General features: G+C 63.5%; 22 protein-coding genes. 11 read left to right on the forward strand and 11 right to left on the reverse strand.

Features of this window, described 5'->3' with window-relative positions:
- Nucleotides 1-173: 173 nt before the first annotated feature.
- On the reverse strand, nt 174-722 hold the full coding sequence (locus NKH19_RS08700; RefSeq protein WP_352869216.1) for a hypothetical protein: 549 nt from the start codon (nt 720-722) through the stop codon (nt 174-176).
- Complete coding sequence (locus NKH19_RS08705; protein WP_352869218.1) at nt 715-1,326, reverse strand: CGNR zinc finger domain-containing protein; 612 nt, start codon at nt 1,324-1,326, stop codon at nt 715-717. The genes NKH19_RS08700 and NKH19_RS08705 overlap by 8 nt, the downstream gene beginning before the upstream one ends.
- A gap of 148 nt (nt 1,327-1,474) precedes the next feature.
- Here NKH19_RS08705 and NKH19_RS08710 point away from each other — a divergent pair, with 148 nt between their 5' ends.
- The 4 genes from NKH19_RS08710 (at nt 1,475) to NKH19_RS08725 (ending at nt 5,975) form a co-directional block, all read left to right on the forward strand.
- A complete protein-coding gene (locus tag NKH19_RS08710) occupies nt 1,475-2,380 on the forward strand; it encodes a branched-chain amino acid ABC transporter permease (RefSeq protein WP_352869220.1) in 906 nt (301 codons plus the stop codon).
- Nucleotides 2,381-2,570: 190 nt separating this feature from the next.
- The gene (locus NKH19_RS08715) at nt 2,571-3,155 is read left to right on the forward strand and encodes a TRAP transporter small permease subunit (RefSeq protein WP_352869223.1); all 585 of its coding nucleotides are present in this window, start codon (nt 2,571-2,573) and stop codon (nt 3,153-3,155) included.
- On the forward strand, nt 3,155-4,927 hold the full coding sequence (locus NKH19_RS08720) for a TRAP transporter large permease (RefSeq protein WP_352869388.1): 1,773 nt from the start codon (nt 3,155-3,157) through the stop codon (nt 4,925-4,927). Before NKH19_RS08715 ends, NKH19_RS08720 begins: the two co-directional genes overlap by 1 nt.
- Nucleotides 4,928-4,946: 19 nt before the next feature.
- Nucleotides 4,947-5,975, forward strand: coding sequence for a zinc-dependent alcohol dehydrogenase family protein (locus tag NKH19_RS08725; protein ID WP_352869389.1), 1,029 nt, complete (start codon nt 4,947-4,949; stop codon nt 5,973-5,975).
- Between the two features lie 258 nt (nt 5,976-6,233).
- Here the strand turns inward: NKH19_RS08725 and NKH19_RS08730 are convergent, their stop codons facing one another.
- On the reverse strand, nt 6,234-7,343 hold the full coding sequence (locus tag NKH19_RS08730; RefSeq protein ID WP_126067370.1) for a TRAP transporter substrate-binding protein: 1,110 nt from the start codon (nt 7,341-7,343) through the stop codon (nt 6,234-6,236).
- A gap of 267 nt (nt 7,344-7,610) precedes the next feature.
- On the opposite strand from NKH19_RS08730, the gene NKH19_RS08735 reads away from it, so the two are divergent.
- Nucleotides 7,611-8,384: a gamma-glutamyl-gamma-aminobutyrate hydrolase family protein gene (locus tag NKH19_RS08735; protein ID WP_352869225.1), complete on the forward strand. Its 774-nt coding sequence runs from the start codon at nt 7,611-7,613 to the stop codon at nt 8,382-8,384.
- On the opposite strand, the gene NKH19_RS08740 is transcribed toward NKH19_RS08735, so the two are convergent.
- From NKH19_RS08740 to NKH19_RS08760, 5 genes are all read right to left on the reverse strand, one after another.
- On the reverse strand, nt 8,385-8,789 hold the full coding sequence (locus tag NKH19_RS08740) for a hypothetical protein (protein ID WP_352869390.1): 405 nt from the start codon (nt 8,787-8,789) through the stop codon (nt 8,385-8,387).
- An 82-nt stretch (nt 8,790-8,871) separates the two neighbouring features.
- The gene (locus NKH19_RS08745) at nt 8,872-9,855 is read right to left on the reverse strand and encodes a 2-hydroxyacid dehydrogenase (RefSeq protein WP_352869228.1); all 984 of its coding nucleotides are present in this window, start codon (nt 9,853-9,855) and stop codon (nt 8,872-8,874) included.
- Nucleotides 9,852-10,874 carry a LacI family DNA-binding transcriptional regulator gene (locus NKH19_RS08750; RefSeq protein WP_352869391.1) on the reverse strand — a complete coding sequence of 341 codons (1,023 nt, stop codon included), beginning with the start codon at nt 10,872-10,874 and terminating at the stop codon, nt 9,852-9,854. The genes NKH19_RS08745 and NKH19_RS08750 overlap by 4 nt, the downstream gene beginning before the upstream one ends.
- Nucleotides 10,875-10,952: 78 nt before the next feature.
- Nucleotides 10,953-11,837 (reverse strand): DMT family transporter, encoded by an 885-nt coding sequence (locus NKH19_RS08755; protein ID WP_352869230.1) that lies wholly within the window; start codon nt 11,835-11,837, stop codon nt 10,953-10,955.
- Between the two features lie 177 nt (nt 11,838-12,014).
- On the reverse strand, nt 12,015-12,422 hold the full coding sequence (locus NKH19_RS08760; protein ID WP_352869392.1) for a DUF2000 family protein: 408 nt from the start codon (nt 12,420-12,422) through the stop codon (nt 12,015-12,017).
- Nucleotides 12,423-12,474: 52 nt separating this feature from the next.
- Between NKH19_RS08760 and NKH19_RS08765 the strand changes: the two genes are divergently transcribed.
- The gene (locus NKH19_RS08765) at nt 12,475-13,347 is read left to right on the forward strand and encodes an AraC family transcriptional regulator (RefSeq protein WP_352869232.1); all 873 of its coding nucleotides are present in this window, start codon (nt 12,475-12,477) and stop codon (nt 13,345-13,347) included.
- 15 nt (nt 13,348-13,362) lie between these two features.
- On the opposite strand, the gene NKH19_RS08770 is transcribed toward NKH19_RS08765, so the two are convergent.
- Together NKH19_RS08770 and NKH19_RS08775 are read right to left on the reverse strand one after the other, a co-directional pair.
- Nucleotides 13,363-13,833: a MarR family winged helix-turn-helix transcriptional regulator gene (locus tag NKH19_RS08770; RefSeq protein ID WP_352869234.1), complete on the reverse strand. Its 471-nt coding sequence runs from the start codon at nt 13,831-13,833 to the stop codon at nt 13,363-13,365.
- 218 nt (nt 13,834-14,051) lie between these two features.
- A complete protein-coding gene (locus tag NKH19_RS08775) occupies nt 14,052-14,798 on the reverse strand; it encodes an intradiol ring-cleavage dioxygenase (RefSeq protein ID WP_352869236.1) in 747 nt (248 codons plus the stop codon).
- Nucleotides 14,799-14,998: 200 nt separating this feature from the next.
- Here NKH19_RS08775 and NKH19_RS08780 point away from each other — a divergent pair, with 200 nt between their 5' ends.
- From NKH19_RS08780 to NKH19_RS08795, 4 genes are all read left to right on the forward strand, one after another.
- Nucleotides 14,999-16,051: a CobW family GTP-binding protein gene (locus tag NKH19_RS08780; RefSeq protein WP_352869239.1), complete on the forward strand. Its 1,053-nt coding sequence runs from the start codon at nt 14,999-15,001 to the stop codon at nt 16,049-16,051.
- 91 nt (nt 16,052-16,142) lie between these two features.
- Nucleotides 16,143-16,421, forward strand: a complete 279-nt coding sequence (locus NKH19_RS08785; protein ID WP_352869241.1) for a type II toxin-antitoxin system TacA family antitoxin — start codon at nt 16,143-16,145, stop codon at nt 16,419-16,421.
- Nucleotides 16,418-16,945: a GNAT family N-acetyltransferase gene (locus NKH19_RS08790; RefSeq protein WP_352869243.1), complete on the forward strand. Its 528-nt coding sequence runs from the start codon at nt 16,418-16,420 to the stop codon at nt 16,943-16,945. Before NKH19_RS08785 ends, NKH19_RS08790 begins: the two co-directional genes overlap by 4 nt.
- A 106-nt stretch (nt 16,946-17,051) precedes the next feature.
- Nucleotides 17,052-18,026, forward strand: coding sequence for a WD40 repeat domain-containing protein (locus tag NKH19_RS08795; protein WP_352869245.1), 975 nt, complete (start codon nt 17,052-17,054; stop codon nt 18,024-18,026).
- A gap of 8 nt (nt 18,027-18,034) precedes the next feature.
- Here the strand turns inward: NKH19_RS08795 and NKH19_RS08800 are convergent, their stop codons facing one another.
- Nucleotides 18,035-18,487: a hypothetical protein gene (locus NKH19_RS08800; RefSeq protein WP_352869247.1), complete on the reverse strand. Its 453-nt coding sequence runs from the start codon at nt 18,485-18,487 to the stop codon at nt 18,035-18,037.
- A gap of 157 nt (nt 18,488-18,644) precedes the next feature.
- On the opposite strand from NKH19_RS08800, the gene NKH19_RS08805 reads away from it, so the two are divergent.
- Entirely contained in the window at nt 18,645-20,024 is a 1,380-nt protein-coding gene (locus NKH19_RS08805; RefSeq protein WP_352869249.1) for an aspartate aminotransferase family protein, read from the forward strand.
- The last annotated feature ends 32 nt before the right edge of the window (nt 20,025-20,056 follow it).

A 20,056-nucleotide genomic window follows, 5' to 3' on the forward strand; every position in this document is an offset into this window, starting at 1 on the left:
CTGCGGAGGCCGCGCGGGGGCAGGCAGCCAACGTCGGGGTCGGATGACGCATCCTTTCTTCCCTTGCAAGGCAGGTCAAACAAAATCGCAGGTGCCGGGCAACGCACGACGAACAGTCGGCGACCATCGCCGCGGGCATTGCACGGCGCTGTAGCCGGGCTGGCAGCGACGCGTCAGGTGCCCTTCGAGCAATCCGGCTTCGGCTCGCCCGGCAGCTTGCCGTCGGGATGGCCGGCGAGATCGGGATTGGCCGTATAGAGTTGGTCGATGACCAGCGGCCGGTCGGGCAGGATCGACTGGTCTTCCGTCGACATCAGCGTGGTGTCGATCTCCTGCAGGACCGCACCGTCGGCTCCCTTGATGCTGATGGAGATCGCATAGGGCTTGTTCTTGACGACGCAGGTCAGTGCCGGGCTCTCCAGCGTCACCTTGTCGAGCTTCGGCCACACCTTCTGCTCGACCACCAATGGCGCGCCGCCGGCGGGATCCTGGAAGTTGGCGATCGCTACCTGGCCTTCTCCCATCGGCTTCAGCGGCCGCAGCGTCACGACATAGGTCGCCCTGGCGAGGCGGTAATTGAAGACGAATATCTTGCCGGAAATCTCGAACAGCTTGCCTTCGTCTTCACCGGTATCGCGGCCGGTGTCACGGCAGGCGCCGAGCGCAACGGCGGCAATGAGTGCCGCACCGACGACGATCGAACGGGAAAGACCCCTAGGCATTCTTGACCTCATTTTCCGCCATGCGGCGGCGACGATAGTGACGCCTAGCCTTCTGCCTGTTGCCGCACACCGCCATGTCGCACCAAAGGCGGCTGGAATTGCGGCTTCTGTCGACGAACAGCCAGGTGCAGTTGGGACAAATTCTGAGCCTTGCGGCGGTGTCGTCGCACAGCAGCGAGAGCGCCGAAACCGCCAGCGCCGTCTCGAAGGCGATCGGCGTCACCGGATCGCCGAACGGCCTTCCCGGCGCACCGATCTCGGTCCGGCTACCGTCCAGGCCATCGGAGCAGGCTTTGAGGAAGCCCGGCAAATCGGAGGCTGTAATAGAACCCTTCGACACCGCGCCACGAAACAGCCGGTCTGTCGCCTCGCGGATCGATAGCACGACGGGTGCAATCGTCGCCGGTGACGGTGCCGCCAGCGGTCTGCCGCCAAGCTCGGCTGCGCGAAAGCGGCTCGCCGCATCGGCGAAGCGGGCAATCTCGGCTGGATCGTCGAAGCGGTCGAAAGACCTCCGCGGATCGCCGCGCAGCACGACGGTGTTGGCCGTGTCGAGCGCAAGCAGGCCGCCGGTGAAGCGGTGCGGGGTCCAGGATACCGTCATATCGGAAATCTAACCGATAAATCGCATTTGACAAGTTAGATTCGACGATGCAAACCTTACCGCAGGATGCGGTCTCCGCAGCCTTTTGAGCATGTCGTCGTCACAAAACCACTTCGCTTTTTTGGGCGACATGTTCCGAGGTTCTTGCATGCTCTACTTCTTCCAGCAGGTCCTGAGCGGACTGCATTCGGGCGCGCTCTATGCGCTGCTCGCCTTCGGCTATGTGCTGACCAACGGCATCCTGCATCGCACCAACCTCGCCTATGGCGCGCTGTTCGCCTTTTGCGGACAAACGATGATCCTCACCGCGGCCTTCGGCTATCAGGTGCTTTGGCTGACACTGCTTGCGGCGGTGGCGCTCGGCGTCGTCGCGGCTTTCCTCTATGCCGCGCTGCTCAGCCACGTGCTGTCGCGCAGCGTCTTCGAACCATTGGCCGACCGTACACCCAACGCGATCGTGGTGACGACGCTCGGCATCCTGCTGCTGTTGTCCGAGGCGAGCCGCATTGCGGCCGACACGCACGATCTGTGGCTGCCGCCGATGCTGGCACAGCCTGTCATTTTCGCGCAGGGCGCGACCTTCAAGGCGACGCTGACGCTTATCCAGCTCATCGACTGCGCGCTGGTACTGGCGGCAATCGCGCTGGCCAGCTGGACGTTTGCCCGTTCGAGCTTCGGCCGGCAGTGGCGCGCCGTCTCCGACGATCCCAAGGCAGCCGCGATGTGCGGCGTCGACGTGCGCGCGGTGTTACGGCATGCTGTGCTGTTCGGCGGTTTCTGCGCCGCGCTGGCCGGCGTCATGGCCGGCCTCTATTACGGCAATGTCAGCTTCGGCTCCGGCCTCGTCTACGGGCTGAAGATCCTGTTCGTGACGGCGGTCGGCGGCTATCTCTCGCCGCCGCGGGCGGCGCTCGGCGCGGCCGCTTTCGGCATGGCCGAATCGCTGTGGGCCGGCTATTTCCCGGTCGAATGGCGCGATGCGTGGATGTATCTGTTCCTGGTCGCGATCCTGGTGCTGATCGGCGCCGGCCGCGACACCGGCAAAATCGGCTGAACCGCATCAGACTTTGGTTGAATGACGCGCGGGCAGAGAGCCGGTATCCGCCCAGCTCTCCCGTGCAATGATATTTTGCCGCCGCTATCCTTGTTGACCCGTCAGTCCACGCGCGGCATACCGTTGGACCACGCGGCGTGACGGGCAATAAGGGGGAGCCGGCACGCCTCCGACACACAGGGAGGAATGCATGGCAGGGCTTCTCGCTCTATCCAGGACCATCGATCGCGCGAATGAGTTCATTGGCAAATGGGTCTCGTGGCTGATCCTGCTGGCGATCCTGGTGAGCGCAGCCAACGCCATCATCCGCAAGGTGTTCGACATATCCTCGAACGCCTGGCTCGAGCTGCAGTGGTATCTGTTCGGCGCCGCCTTCATGCTGGCCGCCGCCTATACGCTGAAGCAGAACGAACATATCCGCATCGACGTCGTCTACGGCCTGTTTTCGCGCCGCATGCAGCACTGGATCGACCTGCTTGGCCATATCCTCTTCCTGATGCCGTTCGTGACGCTGATGGTGATCTATTTCGTTCCCTATGTGTCGCTGTCGTTTCGCAGCGGCGAGATGTCCAACAACTCCGGCGGGCTGATCATCTGGCCGGCCAAGGCCATCCTGCTGGTCGGCTTTTTCCTGCTCGCACTTCAAGGCATCTCCGAGATCATCAAGAAGATCGCCATCATGCGCGGCGACATGGACGACCCCAATCCCTTCATATCGGTGCATGAGCAGGCCGAGCTCGAAGCCAAGGCGCTGGCCGACGAGGTGCGCTCGTGATGGAGTTCATCGCCCAGAACATGGCGCCGATCATGTTCGCTTCGCTGATCCTGTTCATGCTGATCGGCTATCCAGTCGCCTTTTCACTGGCCGCGAACGGCTTGATGTTCTTCTTCATCGGCGTGCTCCTCTCGCCCTATTCCGGTGGATCGATCAATCTCGCCTGGCCGCTTCTGCACGCACTGCCGGATAATTTCTACGGCAGCCGGGTGATGTCGAACGACACGCTGCTGGCCATTCCGTTCTTCACCTTCATGGGCATCGTGCTTGAACGATCGGGCATGGCCGAAGATCTGCTCGACACGATAGGCCAGCTGTTCGGGCCGATCCGCGGTGGCCTCGCCTATGCGGTGATCTTCGTCGGCGCGCTGTTGGCGGCGACCACCGGCGTGGTGGCGGCATCCGTCATTGCCATGGGCCTGATCTCGCTGCCGATCATGCTGCGTTACGGCTATGACCGGCGCGTGGCGGCCGGCGTCATCGCGGCGTCGGGCACGCTCGCCCAGATCATCCCGCCATCGCTGGTGCTGATCGTACTCGCCGACCAGCTCGGCCGTTCGGTCGGCGACATGTATGCGGGCGCGCTGATCCCGGGCCTCGTACTCACGGGCCTCTACATGCTCTACATCCTGATCATGTCGATCATCCGGCCGAACTCGATGCCGGCGCTGCCGCTCGAGGCCCGCAAGCTCGGCCATGGCGTGATGTCCTTGCTGGTGGCGCTGGCGGTCACATCAGCGGTTTCCTACGCGGCGTATCGCTATCTCGCGCCGGCCCATGGCGACAATGCCGACATTCTGGGCGCCACTGCCGGCGTGTTCTTCATCTACGTCGTGGCCATTGCCGACAAAGGCTTGAACTTCAACATGATGTCCAGGCTCGCGCAACAGGTGATCATCGTGCTGATCCCGCCGCTGGCGCTGATCTTCCTGGTTCTGGGCACCATCTTCCTCGGCATCGCCACCCCGACCGAGGGCGGCGCCATGGGCTCCGTCGGCGCCTTGATCATGGCGGCGGCAAAGGGCCGGCTGTCGCTTGACGTGGTCAAGCAGGCGCTGACCTCGACGACGCGGCTGTCGTCCTTCGTGCTGTTCATCCTGATCGGCGCGCGGGTGTTCTCGCTGACCTTCTACGGCGTCAACGGCCACATCTGGGTCGAACACCTGCTGACCTCGCTGCCGGGCGGCGAAGTCGGCTTCCTGATCGGCGTCAACCTGCTCGTCTTCTTCCTCGCCTTCTTCCTCGACTTCTTCGAGCTCGCCTTCATCATCGTGCCGCTGCTGGCGCCGGCCGCCGACAAGCTCGGCATCGACCTGATCTGGTTCGGCGTGCTTCTGGGCGTCAACATGCAGACCAGCTTCATGCACCCGCCCTTCGGCTTCGCGCTGTTCTACCTGCGTTCGGTGGCCGCCCGCGTGCCCTATCTCGACCGCCTGACCGGCAAACAGATCGCACCCGTGACCACCGGACAGATCTATTGGGGCGCGGTGCCCTTCGTCTGTATTCAGGTGATCATGATCGGGCTGACCATCGCCTTCCCGCAAATGGTGATGCACTACAAGGGAACGACCGTCGATCCGGGCACGATCGATTACAAGGTGCCGGAGGCACCCGGCCTGTCGCCGCTCGGCACACCATCTGCGGGCGGCACGGCACCAGCCGCTCCCGCCGCGCCCGATGATCTGTCGCAGCCGCCGAACTTCGGCGAACCGGCGCCGGCCCAACCGGCAGCACCGCAGCCGGATCTGTCGCAGCCGCCAAGCTTCAACTGAACCCGGCATGAGCAAGATCATGAAGGCGGTTCGGCTGGAAGCGGTGGGCAGCATCGCGCTGCGCGAAGTCGACAAGCCTGATATCGGGCCGGACGAGCTTCTGGTGCGTGTCGAAGCCTGTGGCGTCTGCGGTACAGACCGGCATCTGTTTCACGGCGAATTTCCTTGCACGCCGCCGGTGACTCCCGGCCACGAATTCTCCGGCATCGTCGAGGCGATCGGAACATCCGTATCCGGCTTTGCCATTGGCGATCGTGTCACCGGCGACCCCAACATCGCCTGCGGGCGTTGCGCGCATTGTCATGCCGGACGGGTCAACCTCTGCAGCAATCTGCAAGCCATCGGCATCCATCGCGACGGCGGCTTTGCCGAATACCTTGCCTTGCCGCAGAAGCAGGCTTTTGTCCTGCCTGTGGGCCTGGATCCGATGCACGGTGCATTCTGCGAGCCGCTCGGTTGTTGTCTGCATGGCGTGGACCTTGCCGGGATCAAACCGGGCAGCTCGGTGGTCGTTCTGGGCGGCGGCGTGATCGGCCTGCTCACCGTGCAACTGGCAAGACAGGCAGGCGCCACCACCGTCATTCTGTCGACCAGGCAAGCCTCGCGGCGCGCGCTCGCCGAGGAACTCGGTGCCACGGCGACGGTCGATCCGACCGCCGCCGATGTCATCGAAGCCATCGCCGGACCGGCGGGCATGGTGCCGGGCGGAGCCGACGTGGTGTTCGAATGCGCGGGCGTGCGAGAGACCGTCGAGCAATCGATGCGGCTGGCCCGCGCCGGCGGCACCGTCGTCATCGTCGGCGTGACGCCGCAAGGCATGAAAGCGGAATTCGAGCCCTTCGACCTTTTGTTCCGGGAACTGAGGGTGCTCGGTTCCTTCCTCAATCCGTACACCCATCGCCGCGCCGCCGAACTCATCGCATCGGGTGCCATCGAGATCGACAGGCTGATCTCCAGGCAGGTGGCCCTCGAGGACGCGGCCGCGGTGATTGCCAATCCACCGGCGCCCGGCGAGGTAAAGGTGCTGGTGGTGCCAGGCCGGAGCTGAGTGGCTACCGCCCCAGATTGTTAGTTACAAGCGTCCGCGCCGCCCCTCATCGCCCTGCCGGGCACTTCTCCCCGTATAGTGACGGGGAGAAGGATGCTTTCATCGCCGATTTCGCCAATCATCCGCGTTGCAGGGCGCCGCGGCCGGTGCCAGTTTCTCTTCTCCCCGTCTCTATACGGGGAGAAGGTGCCGGCAGGCGGATGAGGGGCGGCGCGGACTTTCAGTCCTTAGCCGGCGCAATCCATCTATAAGATAGGGCTACAGCTTGCCGTTGCGTTGCTGGACCATCATGAAGGTGTCGTAGTTGTATTCGGCCACCTGCGCCCAGAGATAGTGCTCCTTGCGGAAGCCCTTGATCGATTCCCAGATCTTCTTGAACGGGGCGTTGGAGGCTTCCATTTCGGCATAGACCTCGTTGGCCTTTTCGAAACAGGCGGCCATGATCTCCTGGCTGAACGGGCGCAGTTTCGCGCCGCCGGCCACCAGCCGCTTGACCGCCGCGGGGTTCAAATAATCGTATTTCTGCAGCATGTTGGCATCGGCGGCTTGTGCCGCGGTGCGCAGCAGCGACTTGTACGTCGGCGAAAGCTCGTCGTATTTCGCCTTGTTGAACATCAGGTGGACGGTCGGGCCGCCTTCCCACCAGCCGGGATAGTAGTAGTAGGGTGCGACCTTGTAGAAGCCGAGCTTCTCGTCGTCATAGGGGCCGACCCATTCGGCTGCGTCGATAGTGCCTTTTTCCAGCGCCGGGTAGATATCGCCGCCGGCGATCTGCTGCGGCACGACGCCGAGCTTCTGCACCACCTTGCCGGCAAAGCCGCCGATACGCATCTTGAGGCCGGAAAGGTCGGCCACCGTGTTGATTTCCTTGCGGAACCAGCCGCCCATCTGCACACCGGTGTTGCCGCCCGGCAGGCCGAAAAGGCCCTGCGTGGCGAGAAACTCGTTGAACAGGTCGATACCGCCGCCATGGTAGTGCCAGGCATTCATGCCACGTGCGTTGAGCGAGAAGGGAACCGCCGCGCCAAGCGCCCATGTCGGGTCCTTGCCCCAGTAATAATATGCCACCGTGTGGCAGGCCTCGACCGTGCCGGCCGTGGTGGCGTCGGCGGCCTGGAGGCCCGGCACCAGTTCGCCGGCGGCGAAGACCTGGATCTGAAAATTGCCGTCGGTGGCCTCCGACAGCATCTTGGAGAACACCTCGGCGCCGCCATAGATAGTGTCGAGCGACTTCGGGAAGGACGATGCCAGCCGCCACGTCACCTTGGGATTGGACTGAGCGATTGCTGGCGCCGCCAGCGTGGCCGCCGCCGCCGCGGCACCGACGCCGGTGACACCGGCCTTGCGAATGAATGAACGACGATCCATGAAGTTCCTCCCTTTCGGATCAACAGACCGATGTTCGGGGATATCCTCGATTCCCATATCGGTTCGCTCGAAACAATACACGGGCAAGAAGTCGAGTCCAGCACGGCGGCCCGATTTGACGGCGAAGCCCAGCTGCCCTGCAACTATAGTCTAACAGGCCGTTTCGTGGCCCATGCGACACGCTGAAACTTGGCATGGAAAAATAGCCGGGGATCGCCTATTTTAGAGGCAGGACATTCCCTTGCCCAGATGGAACACAGAGCCAAAATGCATCAGCCGCTCGTCGCCATATCGACCGACGTCCGTCAGTTCGACAACTACACCTGGCATGCCGCCCCGCAGCAATATCTGGAAGCGGCGATCACCGGCGCCGGCGTGTTCCCGGTGCTTGTGCCATCATTCGGCGACCGGCTCGACTTCGGCGAACTTCTGTCGTCGGTCGACGGCGTCATGGTCACCGGCTCGAAATCCAATGTGCATCCTTCGCTCTATGGCGGCGATGCCAGCGAAGCCAACGGCCCCTATGACCCGGCGCGCGACGCCACGACGCTGCCGCTGATCCGCCAGGCGATCGAGCGCGGCGTGCCGCTGCTCGCCATCTGCCGCGGCATCCAGGAGATGAACGTGGCGCTGGGCGGCACGCTCGGCACCGAGATCCAGGAGCGTGAGGGTTCGCTCGATCACCGTGCGCCGGTGAGCGACAATCAGGACGAACGCTTCGGTATCCGGCAAAAGGTGACGATCAAGCCCGGAAGCTGCCTGGCCGGTGTGTTCGGCGAGGGTGATATCATGGTCAATTCCGTACACCGCCAAGCCGTCGACCGGCTCGGCCCGAAGCTGCAGATCGAGGCCGTCGCCAGCGACGGCACGGTCGAGGCGGTGTCGGTCAGGGATGCCCGCGCCTTCGCCGTCGGCGTGCAATGGCATCCGGAATATTGGGTCAATTCGGACAGCAACTCGACGAAAATATTCCGTGCCTTCGGCGATGCGGTTCGCCTGCACGCCGCGGCGAAGGCTGGCGCGCGGGCCGCGGCCGAATAATCAATCGCCGGATTTCGAATCACCGGTAGCCGCCAGCGACAGAAGTGGCGCGGCCGGGGCATAGGATTCATAGCCGTCGCCGTCGGCAGCCGCGAATGTGACGATCGCATCGACACCGTTGGCGCTGAAGGCGACCGTGCCGTCGTTTTGCTCGCGCCAGAACTTCGCCTGCTCTATGCCCGGCAAGAGCCGGCGGCATTTCGGAGCAACGGTGAGCAGGGCCAAGCCATCCGAAATTTCGGCCCCGCGGCTGACCGCACAGGCCGCCTCATGGCCATTGGCGACCAACCTGTAGCTGTTGGACGGCGCGACTTCGTCGGCGGCACTTTCACCGCTGCCACCGTGAAACAGCTGAATGCCGCCAAACAGCGCTGCGGCAGCGATCAATGCGGAAAGTGCTTTCATCATTCTTCATCCACGCACACGCACAGGATAAAGAATGATTCCAAAGGGTTAAGCTGACGTTAATAAGTGTGGCAGCCGCGGCTCAGCCACGAGCCCTGACCCCAGCCGTCTCGGGCACCGGCGTCAGCGGGCGGCGCTCGGTGAACCAGGACACCAGATTGTCGACGCACAGGTCGGCCATGGCGCGGCGGGTGTGGTCCGAAGCCGAGCCGACATGCGGCAACAGCGAGGTGTTTGGCGCGTCGAGCAACGCCTTGGGCACGTTCGGCTCGTCGGCAAAGACATCGAGGCCGGCAGCGGCGATGATGCCGTTGGCGAGTGATGCCGCAAGCGCCGACTCATCGACCGTGCTGCCACGGCCGATGTTGACGAAGACGCCGTCGGCGCCGAGCGCCGACAGGATCTCGGCATTGACCGCCTTCTCCGTCGAAGCTCCGCCAGGTGCCACCGAAATCAGGGTATCGACGGCTTCGGCAAGCCCTTTCAGCGTCGGGTGATACTGATAACTCAAGCCTTCAACCTGGCGCCGGTTGTGGTAGGAAACCGGCAGGCCGAAAGCTTCGAGCCGCCGGGCGATGGCTTGCCCGATGCGGCCCATGCCAAAAATACCCACACTGCGCCCGCGCAAGGTCAGCCGGCTCAGCGGATAGTTGCCCTTGCGCACCCAACTGCCGTCTCGCAGCCAGGCTTCGGCGCGCGGCAGGTCGCGGACAGTGTTGATCAGCAGCCCGATGGCGGTGTCGGCAACCTCCTCGGTCAGCACGTCGGGGGTGTTGGTGACCATGATGTTTTTCGCCGCCGCATGGCCGACATCGACTGAATCATAGCCGACGCCGAAGGAAGCGATGAGTTCGAGATTGGGCAGGGCATCCATCATCGCCGCGTTGATGCCGGCAAACGAAGCGATGCCACGCACGTTGCCGCGCATCTCGTCGGTGACCAGGGAGGGATCGGCGCGTTCGATTGTGACACGTCTGAATGTGCGGTTGATGCGGTCGATCGCATGATCGTTGAAATCGCCCGGCACCAGGATGGCGACGGTTTGCAGCTGTTCGGCCTTGGTCATGCACGCTCCACCGGCTTGCCGGTCGACTGACGCACATGCAGTTCCGGCTTGATCAATTCCTGCGAGGGCCGCACCATCTGCCCGTTGAGCTTGTCGAGCAGCGCGCTGGCGGCGCGGCGGCCAACCTCGCGCTGTCCGTTCCAGACGGTGGTCAGCGCCGGCGTCGCGATCGCCGCCTCTTCGAGATCGTCATAGCCGGTGACGGAGATATCGACGCCGGGCACCAGGCCGGCGCGGGCAATGCCGTTCATGAGGCCGATGGCGACAAGGTCGTTCCAGCAGCAGGCAGCCGTCGGTCTGTCCTTCAGCGCCAGGAACTGGCCGGCTGCCTCGAAGCCGGCCTGCTTGGTGCGCGGGCCGGCGATGCGCCAGGACGGCCTGACTTCCAGCCCGGCCGCGTCCATGGCATTGACGTAGCCCTGGTAACGGTCGCGGCCGGTCGAGGTCTGGTCGGTGCCGCCGATCATGGCGATGCGCTTGTGGCCGAGCGAGATCAGATGGTTGGTGGCGAGCCCGGTGCCATAGGCATCGTCGCCGCGAAAGACCGGCACGTCGGCGCCCTCGACGGTGCGCGCGATCAGCACCGCCGGCAGGCCATTCTCCTCGGCCATCACGATGTCGGAGGCCGGTGTGCCGATGGCCGGCGACATGATGACCCCGTCGGCGCCGAGCTGCAAAAGCGTGTCGATGAAAGTGCGCTGCTTTTCGAGCTGATCATAGTGGTTGGACAGGATGAAGGTCTGCCGGCTGCGGTCGAGCTCGCTTTCGATCGAGCGCAGGATCTCGGCGAAGAACGGGTTCATGATGTCGTGGACGACAACGCCGACAATGCCCGACCGCGAGGTGCGCAGGCTGGCGGCGCGGCGGTTGTAGATATAGCCGATGGCGCGGGCGTGTTCCTTGATGCGGTCGCGGGTGATTCCGGCAACCAGAGGGCTGTCGCGCAGCGCCAGCGAGACCGTGGCCGTGGACACGCCGAGCGCATCCGCGATCGTCGAAAGCTTGATTTTCTGTGCCAGCGCCTTGCGCCCCCCGAACGACCTGAATTCAGACCTAAACTGTTTAAAGGCGGCGTTATGCCACCGATCGGAGGCAAATCAAAGTTTTTTTGCCAGCGCTTCCGCCTCGACATCCGAGGCCGCGCGGCTCTGCAGCCGAAGCCGGTGCTCGCGGTGGACGATGTAGAGGCCGCTGGCGACGATGATGGCGGCTCCGACCAGCGTCCAGCGGTCGGGAAACTGCTTGAAGACGATCCAGCCGGAAATGATCATCCACACCATCTGGGAATAGGTATAGGGCGCCAATGCCGTGGTCGTCGCCAGCCGGTAGGCCTGAACCAGCAGCCAGTGGCCGACGCCGCCGAACACGCCAAGCATGAGCAGCACGAACCAGTGCCAGCCGTCATGTGGGAGCGAAAACGAAAACGGCAGCAAGGGCAACAGCAGCAGCGCCGGCGCCAGCGCCGAGAACAGGATCAGGCTCTCCGGCGTCTCGGTCGCCGACATGCGGCGCGTCATGATGACGTAGAAGCAGTTCGACAGCATCGAGCCGAGCGCGAAGAGATGCCCGATGCCGAAAACCCCGACGCCTGGCCGGGTGATGATGAGAACCCCCGCAAAGGCCGCCAGGATCGCCAGCCAGCGGCGCCAGCCGGCCCACTCACCAAGCAGCGGACCGGCCAGCGCCGTGATCACCATCGGCCCGAAGAAATAGATCGAGGTGGTCTCGGCCAGTTGCAGGGACCGCAGCGCCAGGACGTTGAATATGGTCGATCCAAACAGGAACAGGCCGCGCAGGACATGTGCCGGCAGATTGACCGGGCGAAATCGCGCCGGCTGGCGCCAGCCGCGCAGCAGCGTGCCGACCAGCACCACATGCACGGCAAAGCGCACCCAGGCGACGATCAGCACGGAAACGCCGGCCAGGACGAGATACTTGCTGCTGGTGTCGAGGAAGGTGAAGCAGACATAGGTGGAAAGCATGCACAGGATCGCCACCGGGGGCGTCGCGCTTTCTGGATATCTTTGGGGAGCACTCACTTGCAGGCCGGGTGGGAAGCTGGCTGAAGCCCACCTTTGCGGGAATTGCCGGCTCCCGGCAAGCCAAAAGCGCCTGGCACAACAAGACGCGGCGACAGGCTTGGTCCATGCGTCGGAAAGCTAGGCGTGCATGCGGGCACCCTTGGTGATCTTGTCGACCAGCTTCTTCTCGGCGCGAAGCGCAATACCGACCACCTTGGCGTCTTCGGGCGCGAACTCGGCGAAGACGGCGCGGTTGGCGGCGTCGAAGCCGGTCGAAAACATCTCCTCGACATAGAGCGAGGTGGTCACGCCGCGCTCCAGCGTGCGCCTGTGGATGGTGGCCAGCGTCGCATGGTCGACCGACAGCACGATGACGGGCTGGATAGACAGCGGGTTGTAGAGATTGCCAGCGCGGTCGCGATAGGGCTCGCCGATGATGTCCGGAAACTGCGCGGCGATGCCGCTGGTCAGGAAGGCGGTGACGTTGAGTTTCTGCCAGACCGGCAGATCCTGCCTGAGCACGATTGCAAATTTCGTATCGAACATGAGAAAATAGACCATTCGAGGTTGCGCCCCGGTTTCGGGACTGAAGGAGACGATGTCTCACGATCTAGACAGCCAGGCCTTTAGAGGTCTTGGACGTTTGTGCGTCGATGCGGCGGAAAACTGCATCATCTCCGCCCCCGACCCCGCCGGCATGGAGCGCATCGAGGCGCGGTTCCATGGCAGCGCCTTCGACCTGCATCGTCACGATACCTATGCGATCGGCGTGACGCTGCACGGGGTGCAGACGTTTCGCTATCTCGGCGAGACGCGCCACAGCCTGCCCGGCCAGATCATCGTGCTGCATCCCGACGAGTTGCATGACGGCGGCGCGGGCACCGAGGACGGCCTGCGCTACCGAATGCTCTACCTGGAGCCGTCGTTGATGCTCGACTGCCTTGGCGGCGCTTCGCTGCCTTTTGTTGGGGATGGCGTGGTGACGGACGCGGCTTTCCGCGCAATGCTGCTTTCGGCGCTGGGGCCGCTGGAGCAGGAACTCGACGAATTGTTCGTCGACGACTTCCTGACGCAACTGATGCAAAGCCTGACACGGCATGCCGGCCAACCTGCCAAGCCAATGGCCAGAACGGCGTGGCGGGCGGCTATGCTGGCGCGCGACTATCTTACGGAAAACCTCGCCCGGCCGGTGCGTTCGGGCGAACTGGAAGCGGTCACCGGGCTCGACCGCTATGCCTTGTCACGGCATTTCCGCGCCGCCTTCTCGACCAGCCCGCATCGCTTCCTGGTGATGCGCCGGCTTCAGCGCGCGCGGCGGATGATCGCCGCCGGCGAACCATTGGCGCAGATCGCCGTCGACGCCGGCTTCAGCGACCAAAGCCATTTCATAAGACAATTCAAGAAGGCGTTCGGCATGACGCCGGGACGCTGGTCTTCGCTGATCCGTGGATCGGCCGCAGCGGCGGCTTGAACGCCTGCCGTACGATCAGTCGTCCAGCTCGGCGTCGTCGTCGATCAACGCCAGTTCTTCGTTCGAGAGGTTGGCCTCGATGCGGGCGAGCAGCTTGAACAGCGTCTTCTGGTCCTTCTTGTCGAGGCCTTTCAGCGCCTGCTTTTCCGTCTTCTTCACCGATTTCTCGATAGCGTGAATGATGTCGCGCCCGGTGTCGGTGAGGAAGATATGCGCCTGGCGGGCATCGGCCTCGGAGGCGCGCTTCTCCAGGAAACCCTGGGCCTGAAGCCGGTTGATGGTCTTGGTAATGGTGGGCGGGCGCACGCCGAGGCGTCCTGCCAGATTGCCAGGCGTCTGGCCATCTTCACGGTCGAGCGACAGCATGATCTGGTCCTGGCCGGCATAGAAGCCGTGCGCCAGAAGCCGTGCCGCCAGCGCGGTTCTTGCCAGCCTTGCCGCCGAATGCAGCCGGCTCATTGTCGCAGTCTTGTCCGCCTTGGCCATGGTCATCCCTCTTCGGCCGTACCGGTGCGGGTAGCATAGAGGCAGCCGGCCGGTTGGCAATCGACGATCAAAAAGATTCCGGCGCTTCAAACAGCTTTGCCGGCAAGCAATTGTGGTGTCCGCCGTGGCTAATGCCAGATGTTTATTTCAGTTAGATGACAAACGAGTTTTCGCGGCCGGAGTTTTCGCCGTGGGCAGGGTGCGTGAGGGAATGCCGCTCAGATGGGCTTCACCGCGACGATCATCAGCGCCTGATAGACATCCTCCACCTCGCGCAGTGCGGCCTGCGACAGCGGTCCGGCCTGCCTGGCGATGCCGTCGCTGGTGTTCGAGGTGTCACGCTTGCGGGGCCGGTCATTGTAGGGTGCGACCGTGGTGAATATCTGCTCGCTGAGACCGTCGGGGAAAAACAACTGGCCGGTCATCACCGAACTGTCGTCGGGGAAAACCTTGAAATGGATATGGGTGGTGCGACCGCGATACCAGCCGGGATAGATGGTGGCGAAGGAAACGATGCCGCTTGCATCGGTCTTCTGCCAACCGCGCAGGAAGGTCTGGCCCGATGTATCGACATCCCTGCCGTCACCTTGTCCCGGATAGCCCGAATAGGCACCTTGGGCGTCGCAATGCCAGATATCGACGCGAGCGCCGGCAAGCGGGCGGCAGGCAGCGTCGACGACCTGCAGCCGGACAGCAAGAGCAATGCCCTTCTTGCCTTCGGTGACATCGGCACGTTCGAGTTTCGGGTCGAAATAGAACGGCCCCTCGGTCACCTCAGGCGTAATGACGCACACGCCCGCGCCGGTTTCGAACAGAGCCAGTCCGGCATAGGGTGAAACTTGGGTAGCCGAAGATTGGGCGGCCATCGCGGAGGCGGGCAGGAAGGCACCACCGCCGGCCGTGACCGCGATCAAGCCGAGCGCCTGGCGCCGGCTCAATGGGAAGGAGGATGGCTTGCCGGACATATCCTGCCTCTCGAATTGGCCTCCCGTATCCTGATCTAGGCGGTCACAGCGGCTCTCGCCAGTCAAAATTCGGTAATGGCAGCAGCTTGTTTGGCCCATCGGTTTGCCTCGTGCAAAAGCCCGGCGCACATCCTATATGGAGCCGACAATCTCATTTCGATGGCCGGATCTTTCGCGGCCCAGATAGTTCGAGGCAACCCATGAGCGACGCACAGACGCAGATTCCCGTAACCGTTCTCACCGGCTATCTCGGCGCCGGCAAGACGACGCTGCTCAACCGCATCCTGTCGGAAAACCACGGCAAGCGCTACGCCGTCATCGTCAACGAGTTCGGCGAAATCGGCATCGACAATGACCTGATCGTGGAATCCGACGAGGAAATCTACGAGATGAACAATGGCTGCGTCTGCTGCACGGTGCGCGGCGACCTGATCCGCGTCGTCGAGGGCCTGATGCGCCGGCCCGGCCGCTTCGACGCCATCGTGGTCGAGACCACCGGGCTCGCCGATCCGGTGCCGGTGGCGCAGACCTTCTTCATGGACGACGACGTGCGCTCCAAGACCAGGCTCGACGCGGTGGTGGCGCTGGTCGACGCCAAGCATCTGCCGCTGCGGCTCAAGGATTCCAGGGAAGCCGAGGACCAGATTGCTTTCGCCGACGTCGTCGTGCTCAACAAGACCGACCTCGTCACCACCGAAGAGCTTGCCAAGGTCGAGGCGACGATCCGCGCCATCAATCCGGCGGCGAAGATCCATCGCACGACACGAGCCGGCGTCGCTTTGTCCGAAGTGCTCGACCGCGGCGCCTTCGACCTGTCCAGGGCACTGGAAAACGATCCGCATTTCCTCGAGGCGCATGACGATCACGACCATCATGACCACGACCATGACGGCCACGATCATCATGATCATGACGGACACGATCACCACCATCACGCGCATCCTTCCGACATCCATGACGTGACCGTGCAGTCGGTGTCGCTGCGCGGCGGCGAGATGGACCCGAAGAAATTCTTCCCGTGGATCGAGAAGATCACCCAGATGGAAGGCCCCAACATCCTGCGGCTGAAGGGCATCATCGCGCTCAAGGGCGATGACGAGCGCTATGTCATCCAGGGCGTGCACATGATCATCGAGGGCGACCACCAGCGCGCCTGGAAGGACGGCGAGAAGCATGAAAGCCGGCTGGTGTTCATCGGCCGCGAACTCGACGCCGAGCGGCTGAAGAAGAGCTTTGACGCCTGCCAGGCCTAGGTCATCCTTCGTAGCGCTGCTCATTGCGGGTTGAATATCTCCTCGTGTACACATATCATGTGTACACGATATTAGCGGCGAGGAGTGACCTATGCCTAGATCAGCCGACAACAAGACCGAGCGCTACCAAATCCGCATTCCGGCTGAGCAAAAGGCGATGATCTCCCGCGCCGCAGCGCTGTCGCACAAGGATATGGCCGACTTTATCCTCGACAAGGTCGTGCCCGAAGCGCAGGCCGTGATCGAAGCAGCGGAGGTGACGAAGGTGTCCGGTCGCGATTTCTCGCGCATCCTCGACCTGTTGGAGCACCCGCCAAAGCCAAACGCCAAGCTCAGGGCCGCGATCGCTGCCTTGCCGGCTACTCTGTGACGCTTCCATCCTGGCACGAAGAACCGATTGCGAAACGTCATGATCGGGCTTCCTTCGATTGCGGCGACGCGCAGATGAACGATTTTCTACGGCGTTTCGCGCGACAGAGCCACGATCAGAATGCAGCCAAGACCTTCTGTGCGGTCGATGACGCGGCTTCGGAACATATCTTCGGTTTCTATACGATCGCACCGTCTGCAATCGCCTACGAAACCGTGCCCGAAGACATGACGAGAGGCTTAGCCCGACACGAGGTTTCCGGCTTCAAGCTTGCACGGCTCGCGACCGACCGCACCGTCGCAGGGCAAGGGCTCGGCGGCCAGTTGCTTGCTGCCGCGGCGTTGCGCTGCCTGCGACTTGCTGGCGAGGGCGGCGGTATCCTGCTCATCATCGACGCCAAGAGCGAGCGAGCGGCAAGGTGGTATGCCAGCTATGGCGCCGAGCCCCTCCAAGAATCGGATTTGACCCTGGTGATGCCCCTGGCGACGTTTGCAACCGATCTGCGGGAGAAAGGACTGCTTTGACAATCGCCTCTCGGGACTTGCCGAACCTCATGGTTGCCGGAACCGCAAACGTCGAGTAAGCCGCCCGGGCTGTTTCTACAATCTCGTCCAGGTGAATAGAATAGTCATGCCCACAGTCGCCCCGCTTGATCTCGAAGGCCATTGCATCGCCGCCGTCTTCCTCGGCGACGTGCCGCATTTCGCGATGGCCGACGGCGCCATCCACCGGCTGGACCATGGCCACAAGACGGTGCAGGCCAATGACGGGCTGCTAGCCGCCTTTCACGATGCCCCCAATGACCGGCTGATCACCGGCGGCGAGGACGGCAAGGTGTTTGCCGTGAAAGCGGGCGGCGAGGCCACGGAATTGGCAAGCGCGGCCAAGAAGTGGATCACCAGCGTTGCCGCCGGACCGCAAGGCGCCATCGCCTATGCGACCGGCAAGACCGCCTACGTGCGCTTCGCCGACGGCAAGACCCGGGAATTCGTCCATCCGCGCTCGGTCGAGGGGCTGGCGTTCTCGCCCAAGGGCATGCGCTTCGGCGTTGCCCGCTACAATGGCGCGACGCTGCATTTCCCGGCCGCCGAGGGCAAGCCGGTGGAGCTCGAATGGGCCGGCGCCCACACCGGCATCACCTTCTCGCCGGATGGCGCCTTCCTGGTCACCACCATGCAGGAAAACGCATTGCACGGCTGGAAGCTCGCCGACGGCAAGCACATGCGCATGAGCGGTTATCCCGCCAAGGTCAAGAGTCTGTCGTGGAGCGCGAAGGGCAAGTGGCTGGCGAGTTCCGGCGCGCCGGCGGCGATCGTCTGGCCGTTTTCAGGCAAGGACGGTCCGATGGGCAAGGCACCGCTGGAACTCGGCACGCGCGGCAACGCCATGGTGACGGCTGTCGCCTGCCACCCGAGCCAGGATGTCGTCGCCGTCGGCTATGATGACGGCATGGTGATGGCGGTGCGTTTTGCCGACGCCAAGGAAGTGCTGTTGCGGCGGCCGGGCAAGGGCGCCATCACCTCGATGATGTGGGACAAGGAAGAACGCCGCGTCGCTTTCGGCAGTGCGGCCGGAGATTGCGGCGTCATCGACATCACGGCGTAATTTCAGGTTCATTCGGCCCCGCAGGAGACCTTTCCGGTCAGTTCGACCGTCTTGCCGTCCTTGTCCGTGTCGGCGGCATGGTCATAGACGGCGAGCGTGTACTGGCCGTCATAGACGCCTTCGTCGCTGGTCTTGGTCAGGATCGTCAGCTCGACATAGTTGTAGGTATCCGCGAGCTGATGCTCGCGGTAGATGTTCAGCCGCAATTCCTTGCCGTCCAGCCAGTACTGGGTGAGGTTGGAATCCTCGAACACCGTCTTGCGCAGATGATCGCCAACTGGCCTCGCCTTGATTTCGAGATCGCCGCGAAAGTTGAAGGTCGGGCCGCCCATGCCTCTGGTGACGCCGGCACCGACGTCGAATGTCACAGCGGCATCGTCAACGTTGCACCAGATGCCGCCTGAGGCGAAAGCCGCGCTGGCCGACGACAGAAGCGTCGCCACACAGATGATCGTCCGCATATTTGCTCCCCTACCTTGGTTCCCGCTCATATTGGCGCTGACTTCGGCGGCACGGTCAAGCGCCGCTGCCAAGGGCTGAGCCAATGCAGGACAGATGCGCGGCCAATTGCGGTTGCGGACATGGATTGGCTAAGAGGGACAGACCAGAGGGGTTTTCATGCACAGCGACACTTCCAAGATGGCCATCGGCGGCATCGGCCGCGACCGCATTGCCGAATTGCGCGAGACCGAGGGCGCGGCCTTCCGCAAGGCCCGGCCAAAGTCGCAAGCCAAGGCCGGCAATGGCCTGCCCGGCTTCTTCGGCGGCGTGCCGATGCACTGGATGAACGACTGGCCGACGCCGTTTCCCATCCTGGTCGACAGCGCCAGGGGCGCGACCATCACCGATATCGACGGTATCAGGCTCGACGATTTCTGCCTTGGCGACACCGGCTCGATGTTCGGCCATTCGCCGACGCCGGTGGCGCGCGCCATCCGCCGCCAGGCCGGACGCGGCCTGACCTATATGCTGCCTTCGAAAGACGCGCTCGCGATCGGGCCGCTGCTGCGGCAGCGTTTCGGCCTGCCGTTCTGGCAGATCGCGACGACGGCGACCGACGCCAACCGCTTTGCGTTGCGCGTCGCCCGCGCCGTCACCGGCCGGGAGAATATCCTGGTCTTCAATGGCTGCTATCACGGCTCGGTCGATGAGACGATGGTGCGGCTGATCGACGGCAAGCCCGTCAACCGGCCGGGGCTGGCGGGCGAGTTCCGCGACCTGACGCGCACGGCCAAGGTCATCGAGTTCAACGATGTTCCAGCACTCGAAGCCGCGCTTGGGAATAAGGACGTCGCCTGCGTTATCGCCGAACCGGTGCTGACCAATTCCTGCATGGTGGTGGCCGATCCGGGCTACCATGACGCGCTGCGCAAACTAACGCACCAAGCCGGCACACTGCTTCTGATCGACGAGACGCACACGATCTCGACCGGTCCGGGCGGTTACACCAGGAAATACGGACTGGAGCCGGATTTTTTCGTGCTGGGCAAGCCGATCGCCGGCGGCGTGCCGGCAAGTGTGTGGGGTATGAGCGACGACGTCGCCTCGCGCTACGCGGATTACAACAGGACCAAGGAGCCGGGCTATTCCGGCATGGGCACGACGCTGTCGGCCAACCCGCTGCAGTTCGCGGCGATGCGCGCCACGCTCGAAGAGGTGATGACTGAAGAAAATTATGACCGCATGGATCATCTGGCGCGGCGGCTCGATGCCGGGCTGACCGGCGTGATCGACCGCTACCGCCTGCCCTGGCATGTTTCCCGCGTCGGCGCGCGCGTCGAGTTCATCTGCGCGCCCGGCCCGTTGAGGAATGGCGCCGAGGCGGAAGTGGCGCATGCGCCGGAACTGGAGGCGGCCATCCATGTCGCGCTGGTCAATCGCGGCGTGCTGATCGCCCCGTTCCACAACATGATGCTGATCTCGCCGGCGACTTCAGGAGCCCAGGTCAACCGGCTGATTGCCGCCTTCGGCGCGGTTGCGGCAAAGCTTGCGGCATGAGACAAGCGGCGATGGACAACCCCAATGCCATG

The organism is Mesorhizobium sp. M1338 (assembly GCF_040318045.1).
In the GTDB taxonomy this organism is placed as follows: domain Bacteria; phylum Pseudomonadota; class Alphaproteobacteria; order Rhizobiales; family Rhizobiaceae; genus Mesorhizobium.

Bases quoted from the DNA above. Each gene is read 5' to 3' on its own strand.
- NKH19_RS08725 (WP_352869389.1), top strand. From the start codon at position 4,947: ATGAAGGCGGTTCGGCTGGAAGCGGTGGGCAGCATCGCGCTGCGCGAA.
- NKH19_RS08730 (WP_126067370.1), bottom strand. From the start codon at position 7,343: ATGGATCGTCGTTCATTCATTCGCAAGGCCGGTGTCACCGGCGTCGGT.
- NKH19_RS08715 (WP_352869223.1), top strand. From the start codon at position 2,571: ATGGCAGGGCTTCTCGCTCTATCCAGGACCATCGATCGCGCGAATGAG.
- NKH19_RS08760 (WP_352869392.1), bottom strand. From the start codon at position 12,422: ATGTTCGATACGAAATTTGCAATCGTGCTCAGGCAGGATCTGCCGGTC.
- NKH19_RS08775 (WP_352869236.1), bottom strand. From the start codon at position 14,798: ATGTCCGGCAAGCCATCCTCCTTCCCATTGAGCCGGCGCCAGGCGCTC.
- NKH19_RS08745 (WP_352869228.1), bottom strand. From the start codon at position 9,855: ATGACCAAGGCCGAACAGCTGCAAACCGTCGCCATCCTGGTGCCGGGC.
- NKH19_RS08805 (WP_352869249.1), top strand. From the start codon at position 18,645: ATGCACAGCGACACTTCCAAGATGGCCATCGGCGGCATCGGCCGCGAC.
- NKH19_RS08720 (WP_352869388.1), top strand. From the start codon at position 3,155: ATGGAGTTCATCGCCCAGAACATGGCGCCGATCATGTTCGCTTCGCTG.
- NKH19_RS08755 (WP_352869230.1), bottom strand. From the start codon at position 11,837: ATGCTTTCCACCTATGTCTGCTTCACCTTCCTCGACACCAGCAGCAAG.
- NKH19_RS08705 (WP_352869218.1), bottom strand. From the start codon at position 1,326: ATGACGGTATCCTGGACCCCGCACCGCTTCACCGGCGGCCTGCTTGCG.
- NKH19_RS08800 (WP_352869247.1), bottom strand. From the start codon at position 18,487: ATGCGGACGATCATCTGTGTGGCGACGCTTCTGTCGTCGGCCAGCGCG.
- NKH19_RS08740 (WP_352869390.1), bottom strand. From the start codon at position 8,789: ATGAAAGCACTTTCCGCATTGATCGCTGCCGCAGCGCTGTTTGGCGGC.
- NKH19_RS08700 (WP_352869216.1), bottom strand. From the start codon at position 722: ATGCCTAGGGGTCTTTCCCGTTCGATCGTCGTCGGTGCGGCACTCATT.
- NKH19_RS08785 (WP_352869241.1), top strand. From the start codon at position 16,143: ATGCCTAGATCAGCCGACAACAAGACCGAGCGCTACCAAATCCGCATT.
- NKH19_RS08710 (WP_352869220.1), top strand. From the start codon at position 1,475: ATGCTCTACTTCTTCCAGCAGGTCCTGAGCGGACTGCATTCGGGCGCG.
- NKH19_RS08735 (WP_352869225.1), top strand. From the start codon at position 7,611: ATGCATCAGCCGCTCGTCGCCATATCGACCGACGTCCGTCAGTTCGAC.
- NKH19_RS08795 (WP_352869245.1), top strand. From the start codon at position 17,052: ATGCCCACAGTCGCCCCGCTTGATCTCGAAGGCCATTGCATCGCCGCC.
- NKH19_RS08765 (WP_352869232.1), top strand. From the start codon at position 12,475: ATGTCTCACGATCTAGACAGCCAGGCCTTTAGAGGTCTTGGACGTTTG.
- NKH19_RS08780 (WP_352869239.1), top strand. From the start codon at position 14,999: ATGAGCGACGCACAGACGCAGATTCCCGTAACCGTTCTCACCGGCTAT.
- NKH19_RS08770 (WP_352869234.1), bottom strand. From the start codon at position 13,833: ATGGCCAAGGCGGACAAGACTGCGACAATGAGCCGGCTGCATTCGGCG.